Annotated in this window: 15 protein-coding genes; 6 read left to right on the top strand and 9 right to left on the bottom strand. The window is 66.5% G+C overall.

All coding sequences use genetic code 11. The features are described from left to right. The first annotated feature begins 85 nt into the window (after positions 1-85). From AC07UW_RS13885 to AC07UW_RS13910, 6 genes are all read left to right on the top strand, one after another. The gene (locus tag AC07UW_RS13885; protein WP_495212255.1) at positions 86-1,483 is read left to right on the top strand and encodes a ribosomal protein uL16 3-hydroxylase; all 1,398 of its coding nucleotides are present in this window, start codon (positions 86-88) and stop codon (positions 1,481-1,483) included. A 3-nt stretch (positions 1,484-1,486) separates the two neighbouring features. Then, positions 1,487-2,389 carry a GNAT family N-acetyltransferase gene (locus AC07UW_RS13890; protein WP_032978874.1) on the top strand — a complete coding sequence of 301 codons (903 nt, stop codon included), beginning with the start codon at positions 1,487-1,489 and terminating at the stop codon, positions 2,387-2,389. Between the two features lie 186 nt (positions 2,390-2,575). Beyond that, positions 2,576-5,407, top strand: a complete 2,832-nt coding sequence (locus tag AC07UW_RS13895; RefSeq protein WP_032978870.1) for a 2-oxoglutarate dehydrogenase E1 component — start codon at positions 2,576-2,578, stop codon at positions 5,405-5,407. Positions 5,408-5,446: 39 nt separating this feature from the next. Then, the gene (gene sucB / locus AC07UW_RS13900; RefSeq protein ID WP_025876796.1) at positions 5,447-6,646 is read left to right on the top strand and encodes a dihydrolipoyllysine-residue succinyltransferase; all 1,200 of its coding nucleotides are present in this window, start codon (positions 5,447-5,449) and stop codon (positions 6,644-6,646) included. Positions 6,647-6,709: 63 nt separating this feature from the next. Next, positions 6,710-8,146 carry a dihydrolipoyl dehydrogenase gene (gene lpdA / locus AC07UW_RS13905; RefSeq protein ID WP_032951934.1) on the top strand — a complete coding sequence of 479 codons (1,437 nt, stop codon included), beginning with the start codon at positions 6,710-6,712 and terminating at the stop codon, positions 8,144-8,146. Positions 8,147-8,309: 163 nt separating this feature from the next. Beyond that, complete coding sequence (locus AC07UW_RS13910) at positions 8,310-8,720, top strand: hypothetical protein (RefSeq protein ID WP_495212256.1); 411 nt, start codon at positions 8,310-8,312, stop codon at positions 8,718-8,720. 28 nt (positions 8,721-8,748) lie between these two features. Here the strand turns inward: AC07UW_RS13910 and AC07UW_RS13915 are convergent, their stop codons facing one another. From AC07UW_RS13915 to AC07UW_RS13955, 9 genes are all read right to left on the bottom strand, one after another. After that, positions 8,749-9,009, bottom strand: coding sequence for a hypothetical protein (locus AC07UW_RS13915; RefSeq protein ID WP_495212257.1), 261 nt, complete (start codon positions 9,007-9,009; stop codon positions 8,749-8,751). Continuing rightward, positions 9,006-9,218: a hypothetical protein gene (locus tag AC07UW_RS13920; protein ID WP_025876788.1), complete on the bottom strand. Its 213-nt coding sequence runs from the start codon at positions 9,216-9,218 to the stop codon at positions 9,006-9,008. The genes AC07UW_RS13915 and AC07UW_RS13920 overlap by 4 nt, the downstream gene beginning before the upstream one ends. Positions 9,219-9,381: 163 nt before the next feature. Continuing rightward, complete coding sequence (locus tag AC07UW_RS13925) at positions 9,382-10,812, bottom strand: replicative DNA helicase (RefSeq protein ID WP_099821134.1); 1,431 nt, start codon at positions 10,810-10,812, stop codon at positions 9,382-9,384. A 213-nt stretch (positions 10,813-11,025) separates the two neighbouring features. After that, positions 11,026-11,586, bottom strand: coding sequence for an NADPH-dependent FMN reductase (locus AC07UW_RS13930; RefSeq protein ID WP_033831525.1), 561 nt, complete (start codon positions 11,584-11,586; stop codon positions 11,026-11,028). Between the two features lie 66 nt (positions 11,587-11,652). After that, a complete protein-coding gene (gene asnB, locus AC07UW_RS13935) occupies positions 11,653-13,596 on the bottom strand; it encodes an asparagine synthase (glutamine-hydrolyzing) (protein WP_495212258.1) in 1,944 nt (647 codons plus the stop codon). 3 nt (positions 13,597-13,599) lie between these two features. Continuing rightward, the gene (locus tag AC07UW_RS13940; RefSeq protein ID WP_495212259.1) at positions 13,600-15,879 is read right to left on the bottom strand and encodes a thiamine pyrophosphate-dependent enzyme; all 2,280 of its coding nucleotides are present in this window, start codon (positions 15,877-15,879) and stop codon (positions 13,600-13,602) included. An 89-nt stretch (positions 15,880-15,968) separates the two neighbouring features. Further along, positions 15,969-16,628 carry a glutathione S-transferase family protein gene (locus tag AC07UW_RS13945; RefSeq protein WP_025876778.1) on the bottom strand — a complete coding sequence of 220 codons (660 nt, stop codon included), beginning with the start codon at positions 16,626-16,628 and terminating at the stop codon, positions 15,969-15,971. A gap of 178 nt (positions 16,629-16,806) precedes the next feature. Beyond that, positions 16,807-17,349 (bottom strand): GNAT family N-acetyltransferase, encoded by a 543-nt coding sequence (locus AC07UW_RS13950; RefSeq protein ID WP_032978851.1) that lies wholly within the window; start codon positions 17,347-17,349, stop codon positions 16,807-16,809. Positions 17,350-17,447: 98 nt separating this feature from the next. Further along, positions 17,448-18,287, bottom strand: coding sequence for a glycine zipper 2TM domain-containing protein (locus AC07UW_RS13955; protein WP_025876774.1), 840 nt, complete (start codon positions 18,285-18,287; stop codon positions 17,448-17,450). Positions 18,288-18,371: the final 84 nt, after the last annotated feature.

The following is an 18,371-nucleotide window of genomic DNA, read 5'->3' on the forward strand; positions in this document are numbered from 1 at the left end:
CGCAATCCCATCGAACGTCGGACAATGGAGCCCTTGGCGGCCCGCCACGCCGCCCCTCCCGCTTTCCGCTGCAAGGAACTCCCCCATGGCCGCCCGCAAGTCCTCCTCCCCCCTGATCGAAGTCACCGCCCGCCGCGGCCAGCCGCTGGGCATGGCACCGGCCACCTTCCTGCGTGACTTCTGGCAGAAGCGCCCGCTGCTGATCCGCAATGCCTTCCCGGATTTCCAGACCCCGGTACAGCCGGAAGACCTGGCCGGCCTGGCCTGCGAAGAGGGCGTGCTGGCCCGCCTGATCGAGCACGACAAGGCCCAGGACAGCTGGCGCGTGCGCAGCGGCCCGTTCCAGGAAGACATCTTCCCCGCCCTGCCCGACCACGACTGGACCCTGCTGGTGCAGGACGTGGACAAATGGGACAAGGACGTGCGCGCCCTGATCGAACACTTCAGCTTCCTGCCGCGCTGGCGCATGGACGATGTGATGATCAGCTTCGCCGCTACCGGTGGCTCGGTCGGTGCCCATGTCGACCAGTACGACGTGTTCCTGCTGCAGGCCCACGGCCACCGCCGCTGGCAGATCGATGCCAGTGAATCGATCAAGGGCAAGCGCCCGCCGCTGGGCTTCCGCCCCGACGTGGAACTGAAGCTGCTGGAAGTGTTCAAGCCGACCCACGACTGGGTGCTGGCGCCGGGCGACATGCTGTACCTGCCGCCGAACGTGCCGCATCACGGCGTTGCCGAAGACCCGTGCCTGACGTTCTCGTTCGGCATGCGCGCACCGTCTTCGGCCGAGCTGATCAGTGACTATCTGGACACGTTGATCGCCGACGCCGACGAGAACATCCGCTACCAGGACGCCGACCTGAAGGCACCGGCCGACCCGAACGAGATCGACACCGTGGCGATGGCGCGGGTGATCACCGCGCTCAACGCCATCCGCATGAACGATCCGGACAAGCTGGGTGACTGGTTCGGCCGCTTCATCACCACCTACCGCGCCGCCGGCGAGGTGATGGCCCACCAGGCCGCGCCGCCACAGGAAGAAGTGCTCGAGGCCCTGCAGCCGGGCCTGCTGCTGCAGCGCCACCCGTGGGCGCGCCTGGCCTGGCGCCGGGCCAAGCGCGGTGCCAGCCTGTATGTCAGTGGCCAGGACTTCGCCCTGCCGGTCAAGGACGCGCAGCGCCTGGCAGGTGCCGAGCAGCTCGACGCCGCCGCCTACCGCGGCCTGTCCGACAAGGGCCGTGCGGTGGTCCAGCAGTTGCTGGTCGGCGGCGTGTTCCAGCTGATCGATCCGAACGAGGTGTACGCCGACGAGGAGGAAGAGGTGCTGGGTGAAGTGATCGAGGGCCACGAGCAGGTCGAGGTGATCGAGGCTGACTCGATGTCCGATGACGTCCATCTGGTGACCGTGCACGACGACGGTATTGAAGTGATCGTCAACTTCGATGACCACGACGAAGACGACAGCGACGCCGGCCGCGGCTGAGCCATGAGCCCGCTGCGGGTCCAGCAGGTCAGTCACGCCGAGGCCCACGTCGCCATCCACGACGTGCGCCAGCGGGTGTTCGTGCAGGAACAGGGCATCGACGCCGCCCTGGAGCGCGATGCCCTGGACCCGGTCTGTGCCCACGTGCTGGCGCTGGATGCCGACGGGCATCCGGTCGGCACCGGGCGGCTGGCGCCGGATGGCCGCATCGGCCGCATGGCGGTGCTGGCGGCGTATCGCGGCCACGGCATTGGCGAGGCCCTGCTTGAGGCACTGGTGCAGGCCGGGCGCCAGCTCGGCCTGGCCGAGCTGCACCTGCATGCGCAGCTGCCGGCACGCGACTTCTACGCCCGCCAGGGCTTCCTTCCGGAAGGCCCCGAATTCGAAGAGGCCGGCATTGGCCACCAGCAGATGCGGCGCCGGCTGCAGGCCGTTTCCGCCATCGACAGCCGCGCTGAAGCGGTGGCGATCACCACGGCGATCATCCACCGCGCCCGCCGTCGCTTGTGGCTGCACAGCCGGCAGCTGGACCCCGGCCTGCTGGACGCGCCACCGGTACAGGCAGCCCTGCGCCGCTTCGTCACCGCCCGCCACGACAAGCAGCTGCGGGTGATCGTGCATGACGCCGCAGCCATCGCCAGCGCCGGTGCGCCGCTGCTGGCGCTGTTCCAGCGCCTGCCCAGTGTGATCCAGTTCCGCGAGGTCGCAGACCCCATCGATCGCGCCCTGGCCTCGGCCTGCCTGCTCAACGATGCAGGCGACTTCTACTTTCGTCTCATCGGCCATCGCCTCGACGGCGAATCGGCAATCGCGCTGCCGGCACGTTCGCAGCCGTTCGAGCAGCAATTGCAGCGTGTCTGGGACCGTTCGCGCGAATGCAGCGAATTGCGGGCACTCGGCATCTGACCGCGACCGGTGCGCTCAACCTGTCTGGGACCGACACCGGGGGACGCCCGATGCCCTCGTCGCTGCCCCTTCGTGTCCGGATGGGGGTACAATTTGGCCGTTTGAACGCGCCCGTGCATGGCTATTCATCTTCGTGCCGGGTCCTTCTGAAGCCATACCCCACAAAGCGAATCAGCACCCTCCATCGTGGACAATCAACTGAAGCAGTTTGCGCAATCTTCGCAACTCGCCGGCGGCAACGCCTCCTATGTCGAGGACCTGTACGAGCAGTACCTGGTCTCCCCGGATAGTGTCGATCCCAAATGGAAAACCTACTTCGACGGCTTCAAGGGCCGCGAAGCGGGCGACATTCCGCACTCGGCCGTCATTTCCCACATCGCGGACGCGGCCAAGGATGCGCTGAAAGCAGGCACCGGCACCGGTGCAGGCGATGAGCGCGAGCGCAATGTCGGTCGTCTGATCACCGCCTACCGTTCGCGTGGTCATCTGGACGCCCGCCTGGACCCGCTGGGCCTGGCCTCTCCGGTCAACACCCCGGACCTCGGCCTGCCCTTCCACAACCTGTCCGATGCTGACCTCAACAGCGAGTTCAGCACCGGCGGCGTGGGTGGCCAGCCGCGCATGAAGCTGCGTGACCTGCTGGCGCGCCTGAAGGCGACCTACACCGGTTCGATCGGTGCGGAGTTCATGCACATCTCCGAGGTCGAGCAGCGCCAGTGGATCTACAAGAAGCTGGAACTGGCCGGTGGCAACTACCAGCTGGACGCTGACACCCAGCGCCGCACGCTGGAGCGCCTGACCGCCGCCGAAGGCCTCGAGCGCTACCTGCACACCAAGTACGTCGGCCAGAAGCGCTTCTCGCTGGAAGGCGGCGACTCGCTGATCCCGATGATGGACACCATCATCCGCAGCGCCGGCAAGGATGGCGTCAAGGACGTGGTGATCGGCATGGCCCACCGCGGCCGCCTGAACGTGCTGGTCAACACCCTCGGCAAGAACCCGCGCAAGCTGTTCGACGAATTCGAAGGCAAGTTCGAGCACGACGAGCACGCCTCGGCCGGCGATGTGAAGTACCACATGGGCTTCTCCGCCGACGTGGCCACCGAGGGTGGCCCGGTGCATCTGGCCCTGGCATTCAACCCGTCGCACCTGGAAATCGCCGATCCGGTGGTTGCCGGCTCGGTGCGTTCGCGCCAGGAACGCCGCAAGGACACCGCACGCAAGCAGGTGATGCCGATCCTGATCCACGGCGACGCGGCCTTCTCCGGCCAGGGCGTGGTCATGGAGCTGTTCCAGATGTCGCAGGCCCGCGGCTTCGCCGTTGGCGGCACCGTGCACATCGTGGTCAACAACCAGGTCGGCTTCACCACCTCCAATCCGCAGGACACGCGCTCCACGCGCTATGCCACCGACGTGGCGAAGATGATCGCCGCCCCGGTGCTGCACGTGAACGGCGATGATCCGGAAGCTGTGGTGTTCGCCGCGCAGCTGGCGTTCGAGTTCCGCCAGAAGTTCGCCAAGGACGTGGTCATCGACCTGATGTGCTACCGCCGTTGGGGCCACAACGAGGCCGACGAGCCGGCGATCACCCAGCCGCTGATGTACCAGGTGATCCGCAAGCACGCCACCACCCGCGAGATGTACGCCGAACAACTGGAGAAGGCGGGCGTGATCGCCGCCGGCGCCGGCAAGGCGATGGTCGATGCGTACCGCGAAAAGCTCGATGCCGGTGAAGTGACCACCGAGCTGGCCAAGGTCGAAAAGACCCCGCCGACCAGCCCGCTGTTCGTTGATTGGCCGAAGCTGCTGGAAGGCAAGCTGTCCGATCCGGTGTCGACGAAGGTCGACAAGGACAAGCTGGTCGCGCTGGCCAAGCTGATCAACACCGTGCCCGAAGAAGTGCAGCTGCACTCGCGCGTGTCCAAGGTGTACGACGACCGCCGCAAGATGGCTGCCGGCGAGATCCCGGGCGACTGGGGCTTTGCCGAGAACCTGGCCTACGCCACCCTGCTGGATGAAGGCAGTGCGCTGCGCCTGGTCGGCCAGGACGTCGGCCGCGGCACGTTCACCCACCGCCACGCGATCCTGCACGACCAGAAGACCGACAACTACTACCTGCCGCTGCGGCAGCTGGTGGATTCTCCGGAGAAGGCCACCGTCATCGATTCGCTGCTCAGCGAAGAAGCAGTGATGGCCTACGAGTACGGTTTCTCGACCACCGATCCGAACACCCTGTGCATCTGGGAAGGCCAGTTCGGCGACTTCGCCAACGGCGCCCAGGTGGTGATCGATCAGTTCATCGCCGCCGGCGAAGCAAAGTGGGGCCGCATCTCCGGCCTGACCCTGCTGCTGCCGCATGGCTATGAAGGTCAGGGCCCGGAACACAGCTCGGCGCGCCTGGAGCGCTTCCTGCAGCTGTGCGCGCTGGAGAACATGCTGGTGGTGGTGCCGTCGACCCCGGCGCAGGCCTTCCACATGCTGCGTCGCCAGCAGCACCTGACCACCCGCAAGCCGCTGGTGGTGATGTCGCCCAAGTCGCTGCTGCGCCACAAGCTGGCCGTGTCGACCCTGGACGAGCTGGCCAATGGCGAGTTCCAGCACCTGATCGGCGATGCCAATGCAGATGCCAAGAAGGTCAAGCGCGTGGTGCTGTGCTCGGGCAAGGTCTACTACGACCTGCTGGAAGACCAGACCAAGCGTGGCCAGGACGACGTGGCGATCATCCGCGTGGAGCAGCTGTACCCGTTCCCGCGTGCGCTGCTGGCTGCCGAACTGAAGAAGTACGGCAAGGCCACCGACGTGGTGTGGACGCAGGAAGAACCGCAGAACCAGGGCGCGTGGTACCAGATCCGCCACCACCTGCAGTTCTGCCTGGCCGATGGCCAGAGCCTGCACTACGCCGGTCGCGCACGTTCGGCTTCGCCGGCTGCCGGTCACATGGCTGACCATGTCCGCGAACAGCAGCAGCTGGTCGCCGATGCACTGGTCAACCCGTTCAACGACTCGTTCGCTGAATAACTCTCCCCCTATTTAGAAGACAAACCAGGAAGCTCCCGCATGGCCACCGAAGTCAAAGCCCCGGTACTGCCCGAATCCGTCGCCGACGGCACCATCGCCACCTGGCACAAGAAGGTGGGCGACGCCGTCAAGCGCGACGAAAACCTGCTTGACCTGGAAACCGACAAGGTCGTCCTGGAAGTGCCGTCGCCGGTCGATGGCGTGATCAAGGAAATCAAGTTCAAGGAAGGCGACACCGTCACTTCCAGCCAGGTCGTGGCGATCATCGAAGAAGGCGCCGTGGCTGCTGCACCGGCCCCGGCTGCCGAAGAGAAGAAGGCTGAGGCCGCTCCGGCCGCTGCTGCTCCGGCCGCCGCCGCTGCCCCGGCCCCGGCTGCCAAGTCGGCTGCCGACGCGCTGCCGCCGGGCGCCCGCTTCACCGCCATCACCGAAGGCGTGAACCCGGCCGACGTCGACGGCACCGGCCGTCGTGGCGCCGTCACCAAGGAAGACATCGTCAACTTCGCCCGCAACGGCGGCGCCGGCAAGGCCGGTGGCGCACGTCCGGAAGAACGCGTGCCGATGACCCGCATCCGCAAGCGCATCGCCGAGCGCCTGATGGAGTCGAAGAACTCCACCGCCATGCTGACCACCTTCAACGAAGTCGACCTGTCCAAGGTGTCGGCGGCGCGCAAGGAACTGCAGGACGAGTTCGTCAAGGCACACGGCATCAAGCTCGGCTTCATGAGCTTCTTCGTGAAGGCCGCCGCCAACGCGCTGCAGCGCTTCCCGCTGGTCAATGCCTCCATCGACGGCGACGACATCATCTATCACGGCTACTCGGACATCTCGATCGCCGTGTCGACCGAGAAGGGCCTGGTCACGCCGGTGCTGCGCAACGTCGAGCGCATGTCGTTCGCCGACATCGAAAAGACCATCGCCGACTACGCCAAGAAGGCCCGTGACGGCAAGCTGAGCCTGGAAGAACTGCAGGGCGGCACCTTCACCGTGACCAACGGCGGCACCTTCGGTTCGCTGCTGTCGACCCCGATCATCAACCCGCCGCAGAGCGCCATCCTCGGCATGCACGCCATCAAGGAGCGCCCGATCGCCCAGAACGGCCAGGTCGTGATCGCGCCGATGATGTACCTGGCGCTGTCCTACGATCACCGCATCATCGACGGCAAGGACTCGGTGCAGTTCCTGGTGGACATCAAGAACCAGCTGGAAAACCCGGGCCGCATGCTGTTCGGCCTGTAAGAGACCTCCCGCCCCTCCGCGCCTGCGCGGAGGGGTTCTGGTAATGCAACAAGGACTATTTCAATGGCTGAACAATTCGACGTCGTCGTCATCGGTGCCGGCCCGGCCGGTTACCACGCTGCCATCCGCGCGGCCCAGCTTGGCCTGAAGACCGCCTGCATCGACGCAGCGCTGGGCAAGGACGGCAAGCCGGCCCTGGGTGGCACCTGCCTGCGCGTGGGCTGCATCCCGTCCAAGGCGCTGCTGGATTCCTCGCGCCAGTTCTGGAACATGGGCCACATCTTTGGCGACCACGGCATCAGCTTCAAGGATGCCAAGATGGACGTCGAAGCGATGGTTGGCCGCAAGGACAAGATCGTCAAGCAGTTCACCGGCGGCATCGCCATGCTGTTCAAGGCCAACAAGGTCGCCGCCTATTACGGCTTCGGCGAACTGCAGCCGGGCAACGTGGTCAAGGTCACCCAGCATGACGGCTCGGTCGTCGAGCTGAAGGGCACCAACGTCATCATCGCCGCCGGCTCGGATTCGATCGAACTGCCGTTCGCCAAGTTCGACGGCGAGACCATCGTCGACAACGTCGGCGGCCTGGACTTCACCGAAGTGCCGGCGCGCCTGGCCGTGATCGGCGCCGGTGTGATCGGCCTGGAACTGGGCAGCGTGTGGAAGCGCCTGGGTTCGGAAGTGACCATCCTGGAAGCGCTGCCGGACTTCCTGGCTGCGGCCGATACCGAAGTGGCCAAGACCGCCGCCAAGGAATTCAAGAAGCAGGGCCTGGACATCCGCCTGGGTGCCAAGGTCTCCAAGGCCGAAGTGACCGGCAAGGGCAAGAAGAAGGAAGTCGCCCTGACCTACACCGACGCCGAAGGCGAGAAGTCGCTGGTGGTGGACAAGCTGCTGGTGGCCGTTGGCCGTCGCGCCGCCACCAAGGGCCTGCTGGCCGAAGGTACCGGCGTCAAGATCAACGAGCGTGGCCAGATCGAAGTCGACGCGCACTGCCACACCGGCGTCAATGGCGTCTGGGCGGTCGGTGACTGCGTGCGCGGCCCGATGCTGGCGCACAAGGGCTTCGAGGAAGGCATCGCGGTTGCCGAACTGATCGCCGGCCTGCCGGGCCACGTCAACTTCGACACCATTCCGTGGGTCATCTACACCGAGCCGGAGCTGGCCTGGGTCGGCAAGACCGAGCAGCAGCTGAAGGCCGAGGGCATCCCGTACAAGGCCGGCAGCTTCCCGTTCGCCGCCAACGGCCGTGCCGTGGCGATGATCGAGCCGGCAGGCTTCGTGAAGGTTCTGGCCCACGCCGAAACCGATCGCATCCTGGGCATGCACCTGGTGGGCGCCAACGTGTCCGAGCTGGTGCACGAAGGCGTGCTGACCATGGAGTTCAGCGGTTCGGCCGACGACCTGGCGCGCATCTGCCACGCCCACCCGTCGCTCTCGGAAGTGGTGCACGACGCGGCGATGGCCGTTAGCAAGCGCGCGATCCACAAGGCGAACTGATCCATCGGGCAGTGCCGGCCGCTGGCCGGCATCGCTGGATGCTGAAAACCCCGCCTCGGCGGGGTTTTTTGTTGGCCGCTTGACCGCCCGCCTGCAACCCGGCCCAATGCAACCGGCCAGGGAATGCTGTGGCCGCCGCCGATTTCCATGGAGCCGTACGATCATGCACCTGTCCCGCTTCTGCCGCCTGCCATTGCTGCTCGGCTTCGCCTTGGCCGGGTGCAATGCCACCCCAGCCAGAACCGACTACCGCGCAGCCGAGGTGCAGCCGGTCGAAGTGATGCCCCAACGCGATGGCGACGTGCTGATCCGCTACCACGTACCTGCCGAGACGCTCTTCCACTCACCCGGCGCAGATGTGCACACGGCCAGCGATGGCAGCCTTGAAGTATCCCTGCGGCGCTGTGGGATCAAGCAGCCCTGCACGGTGACCCATCCGGCGGCAGCCACCGCTGGGGCGCCGCTGCAGGTTGAATTCGTAGTGCGCCCGCGTAGCCGCATCATCATGGTCTACCGCGATCTGCGCGAACAGGTGTTCCCGGCACCGCCGGCCGCCGCGGCCCCCTCATCCTGAAGCCGCCGCCGTACCGGCAGATTGCGGATCAACGCTGCATCGGCCGCGGCGCCGGCTTGGCGGCAGCCCTCTTCGGCGGATCGTCACAGATGCGGTGCTGGACGACCGTTTCCCCTGCCTTCCACTCCTTCACCACCCGGCAGGATTCCTTGGGCGCATCCTCTGCAGTCGCGGCGGTGGCGGCCAAAGCAGGATCGTGCCCGCGCTCCAGGTAGGCCGACGGCGGCTCCTTGCCGGACGCGGGCGCCGCCACCAGCAGCGCCACCATCGCAATGACGAGCGGCCTCATGCGGTCACCGGGCCGCCGCCCAGCAGGCGTGCCGGCAGCATGAACAGCGCGCGCAGGAAGGCGAACAGTGCCGAGAAGGTGATGCCGAGCAGGCGGAACGGCAGGCTCAGCAGCCACACGAACGGCCAGGCGACCAGCGCCAGGATCGCCAACGGCCAGCACAGCACGAACAGCAGGCACCAGACACCAAGCGCAAACAAGGTCTTCATCAGAGGCTCCCTCGGCGGCACCCCGCCGCCTGCAACCACGTTGCTGCCCCGCCCTGTCGCCCGCAAACGGTTTGCGACGAAACCCGGTTGGGGGGCGATGAAACCTGCCGCTGGGGAGCAGATCCGCCGGGCATGGCCCGGCGCTACCGTAACGCCGTCGGCGCTATTCGAACGAACCGACCGAGTCGTGGGCCAGGTTGTCGAAACGGGTGTATTCGCCGAAGAACTTCAGCTTGCACGAGCCGGTGGGGCCACCACGGTGCTTGCCGATGATGATCTCGGCCAGGCCCTTGTCCGGCGAATTTTCCTTGTTGTAGTAATCGTCGCGGTAGATGAAGACGATCATGTCCGCATCCTGCTCGATTGCGCCCGATTCGCGAAGGTCGGCCATCACCGGGCGCTTGTCGGTACGCGTTTCCAGCGAGCGGTTGAGCTGGGACAGCGCGATGACCGGCACGTGCAGCTCCTTGGCCAGGCCCTTCAGCGAACGCGAGATCTCGGAAATTTCGGTCGCGCGGTTCTCGCTGTTGCCCGGCACGCTCATCAGCTGCAGGTAGTCGATCACGATCAGGCCCAGGTCGTGCTCGCGCTTGAGGCGGCGGCACTTGGAGCGCAGGATCTCCGGCGACACGCCTGGCGTATCGTCGATGAAGATCTTGGTTTCCTTCAGCATCTTGATCGCACCGGTCACCCGGCTCCAGTCCTCGTCCTCCAGCTGGCCGGTACGCAGGCGCTGCGCGTTGATGCGGCCATTGGAGGAGATCAGGCGCATCGCCAGCTGCGATGCGGACATTTCCATCGAGAACACCGCCACGCCCTTCTTCGACTTGATCGCCGCGTACTCGGCGATGTTCAGGGCGAAGGTGGTCTTGCCCATTGCAGGACGCGCGGCAAGGATGATCAGGTCGGTCGGCTGCAGGCCGGCGGTCATCGCGTCGAAATCAGTGTAGCCAGTCGGCAGGCCGGTGATGTTGCCGCCATTCTCGAAGCGGTTGCGCAGCTCTTCGAATGCGTCCTTCAATGCACCGGGCATGGCCACGAAGTCGGTACGGCCGCGCGCGCCCTGTTCGGCAATGGCGAACACGCTCTTTTCCGCAGCGGACAGCAGCTCGCTGCTGTCACGGCCCTCGGGCTGGAAACCATCGTTGACGATGTCGGTGCCGACCTGGATCAGCTGCCGCAGCACCGCCTTGTCGCGCACAATCTCGGCATAGGCCACGATATTGGCTGCCGACGGCGTGGTGCTGGCCAGTTCGATCAGATAGGCGCCATCGCCCACCAGCTCCATCTTGCCCTGCGATTCGAACCACTCGCCCAGGGTCACCGCATCGAAGGGGCGCTCGCGCTCGGACAGCTCGCGGATCGCCCGGTAGATCATCTGGTGGTCGCGGCGGTAGAAGTCACCCTCGGTCAGCTGATCGTTGACCCGGTCGTAGGCATCCGGTGCCAGCATCAGGCCGCCCAGCACCGCTTGTTCGGCCTCCACCGAGTGCGGCGGCACGCGCAACTGGTCGATACGCGATTCATCGCGATCGCGATCGAAGCCATCGCCGCGCTCTCTGCGGTTGGAACGGAAGCCGGAACGGGCGGACATGCTGCGGTGTTTCCTGCAAAAGGGGCCAGACGAGTGTAGGCATGCGCCGACCCCGGCGACCATGGACAAATCTGTGGATAAGCCGTGGAAAAACGGGGGATATCCGCCTGAGCCTGTCCAGACTGGCGCGAGGGCGTCGCATTGCCTGCGACGGGCGTCGTTGCGACGCCCGCAGCGGAGCATTATCGCAGATGGGGACCGCCGCCGCTGGCGTCAATCGCCCTTGGCATGTACCGCGATCAGGGCGAGGAACCGATCCACATAGCCTTGCAGGAACGTCTGCGTGCCCTCGTTGTGGATCGTACCGTCGGCATCGATCAGGCCATCCTTGAAGTGGATGAACGCCTCGGGCTGGCCAAGCACGTGCATGTCCAGGAAGGCCAGGCTGTTGCGCAGGTGCTGCTGGGCCACCGCCGTGCCGATCTGGCCGATGGAAGCACCGATCACCGCCGCTGGCTTGCCCGCAAAAGCGCTGTCGCCGTAGGGGCGCGAGCCGATGTCGATGGCATTCTTCAACACGCCCGGCACGGAACGGTTGTACTCGGGGGTCACGAACAGCACGGCGTCGGCGGCGCGTACCTGGTCCTTCAGGCGCGTGCCCTGCGCGGGGTAGCTGGCGTCGAAATCCTGGTCGTACAGCGGCAGGTCGCCGATCTGCACATACTGGAAGCGCGCCTTGTCGCCCGCAAGTTTCTCCAGCGCGCGGGCCAGCTTGCGGTTGCATGAGTCCTTGCGCAAGCTGCCGACGAATACGGCAATGGTGGGGACGGACATCAGGACATACTCCTCACGGTGCGGGAGGGCCAGCCTAGCCGCCGCGGCCTTCCCCGCCGGTGAAGATCAAGCGCGCTTCACGCCTGCACGCACCTGCCGCCAGTGGTCCTGCCAGGCCTGGAACATCAGCACGTTCCACAGGTGCGTGTGCCACTTGCGCTGGCCGCCCAGGAACTGCTGCCACAGTGGCTGCACGGCGGCGGCCGACAGCACGCCTTCGCGTTCCAGTCGCGCCGGCTGCAACAGTTCGTCCGCCCAGGGCTTCAGATCGCCCTTCAGCCAATCACTGACCGGGGCACCGAATCCACGCTTGGGCCGGTGCACCATCGACTGCGGCACGTACCGCCCCAGCACGCGCTTGAGCAGCACCTTGCTGGTCGACTCACTGCGCTTGAAGCCCAGCGGCAGCGACCAGGCGAACTCGGCCACGCGCCAGTCCAGCAAGGGCGCACGTGCCTCCAGGCTGACCGCCATCGAGGTGCGGTCGACCTTGCACAGCAGATCGTCGGGCAGATAGCTGACGAAGTCGGCCAGCATCATCGCGTCGGCCGGCGTACCGGCACCATGCAGCGGATCGGCCAGATCGTAGAAGCTGCCCGCCTCGCGTGCACCGATCACCGCGGCCGCCGGATCGCGCCAGCGCGAGATGCGGTTGCGATACACATCGCCGATACCACGTGCGCCGGTTTCGGCCAGCAACGCGGCCAGCCCGCCGGTGCGCGACGCCTCGCCCTGCTGGTGCGCACGTGCGCCCATCCAGCGCCGCAGCGGCGCGGGCACCCGTCCCAGCATCTGCCAGTTGCGCAGCGCACGCACATAGCGGGTATAGCCGAAGAACAGCTCATCGCCGCCATCGCCGGACAGTGCGACGGTCACGCCCTGGCGGGCGAGGCGGGCGACTAGCGCGGTCGGCACCTGCGAGGCATCGGCAAAGGGTTCGTCGAACATCGCCGGCAGCTGCGGCACCACCGCCAGCGCATCGGCGCCACTGACATACAGCTCGGTGTGATCGCAGCCAAGGTGGGTGGCCAGTTCCCTGGCCAACGGTGCCTCGTCGTGGTGGGAACCGCTGAAACCGATGCTGAAGCTGTGCACCGGCTGCCCGCTCTGCGCCTGCATCAGCGCCGCCACCAGCGACGAATCGGTGCCGCCGGACAGGAACACGCCCACCGGCACATCGGCAACCATGCGCAGCGCCACCGCATCGCGCAGCAGGCCATCCAGCTGCTCCTCGGCCTCTTCGATGCGGCCCTGGAACGGTGTGGCCAGTGCCGCCTGCATGCGCGCGCGCGCGTCCCAGTACGGACGCTGCGCCTGCTCGGGCCGATGGGCGCTGGCCCCGGCCGCCACCGTCGCCGCATCCAGCCGCAGCACGCGCCCGGGCATCAGTTTGTAGCAGCGCTGGTGGATGCTGTGCGGTGCCGGGATGTAATCCAGCCGCAGCAGCAGCGTCAGCGCATCGCGGTCGATATCGTTGTCGAAATCCGGGTGCTGCCACAGCGCCTTCAGCTCTGAGCCGAACACCAGGGCATCACCGGCCCAGCCGTAGTACAGCGGCTTCTTGCCGACCCGGTCGCGGGCCAGCCACAGGCACTGTTCCTGGCGGTCCCAAAGGGCGATGGCAAACATGCCGTTGGCGCGCTGCAGGGTGTCCTCGACGCCCCACTGCAGGATCGCGGCCAACAGCACCTCGGTATCGGAATGGCCACGGAACGCATGCCCCAGCGGCTCCAGTTCGGCGCGCAGTGCGGCGAAGTTGTAGACCTCGCCGTTGTAGGCCATCACATAGCGGCCGTCAGCCGAGGCCATCGGCTGGTGGCCCAGCGGTGAAAGATCGAGGATGCTCAGGCGCCGGTGGGCCAGGGCAATACCAGCGGCGGCATCTACCCAGGTACCGCCGTCATCCGGCCCGCGATGGTGCAGCGCCTGGCCCATGGCCTGCGCCTGCGCCTGCAGGACCTCGGCCGGCGTCTGTGCCGCCGGCAACAACATACCTGCCAATCCACACATGCATCAGGGTTCCTGCGCCAGGTCGAGGGCGGCGCCAATCACCGCATTGTCGCTTGGAAGCCCGAACATTGCTGCCCCCGCCAGTGGCGTATAGGTATCGGCACCGCAGACCCGGCGCACGGGCAGGTGGCCATGGCCGGCCTCGACCAGCGCGGTGATCACGCCCTCGCCGACGCCCCCGCTCTGGCGCCCTTCATCCAGCACCAGCACCCGTTGCGCGGTGGCGGCCTGGGCGCCGATGAAGGCCGCATTCAACGGCACCAGCCAGCGCAGGTCGACCACACGCACCTGCCAGCCCAGCTGCTGCTCGATGGCGACCGCTGCGCGCAGCGCCATCGGCACACCGTTGCCATAGGTGAAGATCACCAGATCGCTGGCATCCGGCGCGTACACCCTGCCCTCGCCCAGCACCAGCGCGTGCCCGGGCGCGGGGTAGTCGAACAACCACTGGCCGTCGCCGGCCGCGTGCAGATCCTTGGTCATGTAGAGGGCGATCGGTTCCAGGAACACCGCTACCCGGCCATCCACTCGGGCCAATGCCGCCAATGTGCGCAGCATCATCACCGCATCATCGCCACGCGACGGACAGCCCACCACCAGCCCCGGGATGTCACGCAGCGCCGTGATCGAATTGTCATTGTGGAAATGGCCGCCGAACCCCTTCTGGTAGCCCAGCCCGGCCACCCGTACCAGCATCGGGTTGCGGAACTGGTCGTTGGAGAAGAACTGCAGCGAGCAGGCCTCGCCACGTACCTGGTCGATGGCGTTGTGCAGGTAGGCCAGGTACTGGATTTCCGGAATCGGCAACATGCCCATGTTGGCCAGTCCCTGGGCCATGCCCAGGATCATGGTCTCGTCCAGCAGCGTGTTGAACACCCGGCGCGGGCCAAAACGGCGCAGCAGGTCGCGCGTCACCGTGTAAACGCCGCCTTTCTGCGCCACGTCCTCGCCAAACAACAACGCCTGCGGGTACTTGCCCAGCAGCTCCTGCAGCCCGTGGTTGATCTGTATCGCCAGATGCCGCGGCGGTTGCCGCTCGGGCAGCGCGTCGGCGCCGCCGTACAGCGCCTGCCGGGCCTCGATGGGCGCCACGCGCTCGGCCTCGGCCTGCACCGCTGCGGGCGTATAGGGTGCCAACGGCGTGACCACTTCCTGCAATGTCTGCAGCTTCGGCCGCGTATCAGCATCGATGGCGGCGGCCATGCAGCGCGCGCGCAGGGTTTCATAGGCGGCCTCGACGCCCGCCGCATCCATCCAGCCTGATTCCAGCGCAATCTGCGCCGAGCGCAGCAGCGGGTCCTGCGCCTCGGCCGCACACAGCTCGGCCAATGCGCGCCATTCCACTTCGAAGTCGGTACCGGCGTGGCCCATCAACCGCGTGGTGCGCAGGTGCAGGAAGGTGGGCCGCCGCATGCGCCGGCAATGCTCGACCGCCGCCTGCACCTGCGCGTGTCCGGCCGCCAGATCCAGGCCATCGGCAAAGAAATAGTCCAGGCCCGGTTGCCGGCTGAAGCGCTCTGCGATCCAACCCTCGGGCGTCCTCACCGAAATGCCGAGGCCATTGTCCTCGCAGACGAACAGGATCGGCACCGGCAGCTTCTGGTAGGCCGACCACATCGCGGTATTGAACGCGGTCTGCGCGGTGGCGTGGTTGGCCGAGGCGTCGCCGAAGGAGCACATCACGATGCTGTCGGCGGGAATCGGCAGCGGCTGGCTCAGTCGCCTGCCACTCTCGATCGCCAGCGCGGTACCCACCGCCTTGGGCAGGTGCGAGGCGATGGTCGAGGTCTGCGGCAGCACCCACAGCGGCTTGCTGCCCCACACTTTGTGACGGCCGCCGCTGGCCGGATCATCGGCACTGGCGGCGAAGGACAGCGCGGCGTCGCGCACCGGATCCATGCCGGGCACCAGCCGCGCACGCTCGGCCATGAACGCGCCGGAACGATAGTGCAGGAAGGCGGGGTCGGTGTGGCGGCAGGCGCGCGCAAGCAGCGCGTTGCCTTCATGGCCGGACGAGCCGATGGTGTAAAAGACCTTGTTCTGCACGCGCAGCACACGCGCCATCAGGTCCAGCTGGCGACTGACCAGCTGCGATTCGAACAGCTCGCCGAAGGCGGCGGCGGTGAGGGTGCTGCCCGGCAGGATCGGCGAATCCGGCGCCGGGCGCGGACGCGGGATGCCGCGCCAGGCGAGTACGGCCTCGAGGAAATTGACGTCACAGACCTCGGCGCGATTGAGACCGCGCATGCGTGCGGGAATGGGATCAGGAACCACAGCGAACATCGAACACCCTCCGTGTCGTTGTTGCAGACCGTAACGCCAAGGCTGCCCGACCCTTCCGCTGGTCGAGCACGCCCGACGCTGCAGGGGAATCAATCCGGTGCGTTGAACCGCGCGCGCACCTCGGCGGTCACCGCAGGCATGGGCACGAAGCGAGGCTGCGCTCGCACCCGCTGCAACCAGGCCCGCACCTGCGGGAATGGATCCAGTGCGATGCCACCGTCGGCGGCGACATCGGAATAGGCAAACAAGGCGATATCGGCGATACCGTAGTCATCGCCGGTGAACCACTGCGCCTGGCGCAGATGTTGCTCCATCACCGCCAGCGCGCTGGCAGCGCGCTCATGCAGGCGCGGCAGTTCAGCACGGCGTGGTGAGTCAGCGGGCGTCCAACCACGGATGAAGCGTGCCACCGCCACGCAGGGCTCATGCGTGTACTGCTCGAAGAACATCCAGCTCAATGCCTGCGCACGCTGCCAACCGTCGGCCGGAAGGTAAGGCGTACCCTCGGCCAGCCAGAACAGGATCGCATTGGACTCGGTCAGCACGCGGCCGTCGTCGCGCACGATCAACGGCACCTTGGCATTGGGATTGAGTGCGAGAAATTCCGCGGTATGGGTCTGGCCGTGGGCACTGTCCACCTCCACCCAGCGGTAGCGGCTGCCGAGCTGTTCGAGCAACAGGCGCACCTTGTGGCAATTGCCCGAGACCGACATGCCATGCACCGTCAACGCAATGCGTTCTTCCACCATTGCCTGCTCCAGGGAGGTCCCGGCCTGCAGCCGGCTGTCCGCAGTCTGGCAAGCAGCTTGGCGATTGCCAAGCGCGGGTGCAGCATGGCGATTCGGTCGTGCCGGCCGCTGGCCGGCAACCTCGATGCAGCTGGATTTGTGCGAATGTCGGCCAGCGGCCGACACTGCCGGGCAGCGCTCAGCGTGCGCGCTGTTGCCACTGCCCGCGCGATTGCCCCCAGATTTCAAGCGGCTTGCCTTCATAGGGCGGTGGCAACTGCCCCATGCGCAGCAGCGTACTGCCGAGCTTGCGTGCAACCACCTTCGAATTTTCGTTGTCTTCGGCGATGGTGTGGATCACCTCGTCCCAACCCAACGTATCGAACGCCCAGTCGATGGCTGCGATCGCCGCCTCCGGTGCGTAGCCCTTGCCCCAGCTGGCCCGTCGGATGCTCCAGCCGACCTCGGTGCCGGGCCAGTCCTGCGGCTGCCACGGCCCCATGCGACCGATCCATTCACCGCTGGATTTCTCGATCACGCTGAACATCGAGAAGCCGAACAGCTGCCATGCGCCGGCCAGGCTGCAGAAGCTGCGCCATGCCACCGAGGGTGCCTGCACACCGCCCAGCGTGCGCATCACCTCCTCATCGGCGCAGAACGCCAGATAGGGGGCGTAGTCCTGCCGCTGCGGCGGGCGCAGGATCAGGCGTTCGGTTTCGATGCGCAGGTCGAAGATGCTCATGGCGTCATGGTAGAGCCACGCCACGCGTGGATGAACCCCACCCATAAAAAAACAGGCCAGCAGAGGCTGGCCTGTTCGTTACCGATGTTGCCGGAGAATTACTGACGGTTCGCGGTCGCGTCGCCGGCTGCAGCCGTCTGGGTGACCAGCTGCCCATCCACCACCGGCAGGCGATCGCTGGCCGGCTTGTTGTCCATACGCACGGTCTTCTCTGCGCCGTCGTAGCGGTAGGTCACGTTGTAGCCCTTGACCACGTCACTGGTGCCCATGGCAATGCGGTTGCCCGGCTTGCTGCCCATGCGCATGGTGCCGGTGGTGCCGTCTTCATTGCGGTAGGTCACGTTGTAGCCGGTGACACGGCTCGACTCGGAGGTCGCCGTTTCGGTGTGGCACTGGCGCTCGGTGCGGTTGACCACGCGGCCACCCACATGGCGCTTGTCGACCTGGTTGCCGATGAAGCCACCGGCCACGGCACCGGCAGCGGTCGCGGCCTTCTTGCCATTGCCGCCGCCCACCTGGTTGCCCAGCAGGCCACCGACCACGGCACCGACCACGGTGCCACCGACGTTGCCGTCACGCTCGGGCAGGCGTTCCTGCACCACCACGTCCTGGCAGACCTCATGCGGGGTCTGGGTGGTGGACGTCTCGCGTACCGGATCGGTGCCGATCACGGTGGCATAGGCCTTCTGCTTCTCGGTGATCGGATCGACCTTCAGCACATCGGCGTATTCCAGGCCACGCGGCGCACTGGCGTCCACTGCGTCGCCACGTGCGCCATCGTCGGTGGCATTGCCATCGACCAGGCGCGATTCACTCGGATTTCCGGCGCTCAGCTGCTCCGGCGACTTGTCGCCGCTCTTCATGAAGGCGGCGGTGGCGATACCACCGACCAGCAGCGCGCCCGCTGCGACCAGGACAGTTGTAGTTGTGCTTTTCATGACCTGCTCCTTGCGGACCGTCCGCAACGTTCTCAGGCCAGATTGCAGCATGCGGTGCCTGAACGGAATCTCCACATTTCCTGC

Source organism: Stenotrophomonas sp. GW821-FHT02D01 (assembly GCF_059421765.1).

Bases quoted from the DNA above. Each gene is read 5' to 3' on its own strand.
- AC07UW_RS13885 (WP_495212255.1), top strand. From the start codon at position 86: ATGGCCGCCCGCAAGTCCTCCTCCCCCCTGATCGAAGTCACCGCCCGC.
- AC07UW_RS13890 (WP_032978874.1), top strand. From the start codon at position 1,487: ATGAGCCCGCTGCGGGTCCAGCAGGTCAGTCACGCCGAGGCCCACGTC.
- sucB (WP_025876796.1), top strand. From the start codon at position 5,447: ATGGCCACCGAAGTCAAAGCCCCGGTACTGCCCGAATCCGTCGCCGAC.
- lpdA (WP_032951934.1), top strand. From the start codon at position 6,710: ATGGCTGAACAATTCGACGTCGTCGTCATCGGTGCCGGCCCGGCCGGT.
- AC07UW_RS13910 (WP_495212256.1), top strand. From the start codon at position 8,310: ATGCACCTGTCCCGCTTCTGCCGCCTGCCATTGCTGCTCGGCTTCGCC.
- AC07UW_RS13915 (WP_495212257.1), bottom strand. From the start codon at position 9,009: ATGAGGCCGCTCGTCATTGCGATGGTGGCGCTGCTGGTGGCGGCGCCC.
- AC07UW_RS13920 (WP_025876788.1), bottom strand. From the start codon at position 9,218: ATGAAGACCTTGTTTGCGCTTGGTGTCTGGTGCCTGCTGTTCGTGCTG.
- AC07UW_RS13925 (WP_099821134.1), bottom strand. From the start codon at position 10,812: ATGTCCGCCCGTTCCGGCTTCCGTTCCAACCGCAGAGAGCGCGGCGAT.
- AC07UW_RS13930 (WP_033831525.1), bottom strand. From the start codon at position 11,586: ATGTCCGTCCCCACCATTGCCGTATTCGTCGGCAGCTTGCGCAAGGAC.
- asnB (WP_495212258.1), bottom strand. From the start codon at position 13,596: ATGTGTGGATTGGCAGGTATGTTGTTGCCGGCGGCACAGACGCCGGCC.
- AC07UW_RS13940 (WP_495212259.1), bottom strand. From the start codon at position 15,879: ATGTTCGCTGTGGTTCCTGATCCCATTCCCGCACGCATGCGCGGTCTC.
- AC07UW_RS13945 (WP_025876778.1), bottom strand. From the start codon at position 16,628: ATGGTGGAAGAACGCATTGCGTTGACGGTGCATGGCATGTCGGTCTCG.
- AC07UW_RS13950 (WP_032978851.1), bottom strand. From the start codon at position 17,349: ATGAGCATCTTCGACCTGCGCATCGAAACCGAACGCCTGATCCTGCGC.
- AC07UW_RS13955 (WP_025876774.1), bottom strand. From the start codon at position 18,287: ATGAAAAGCACAACTACAACTGTCCTGGTCGCAGCGGGCGCGCTGCTG.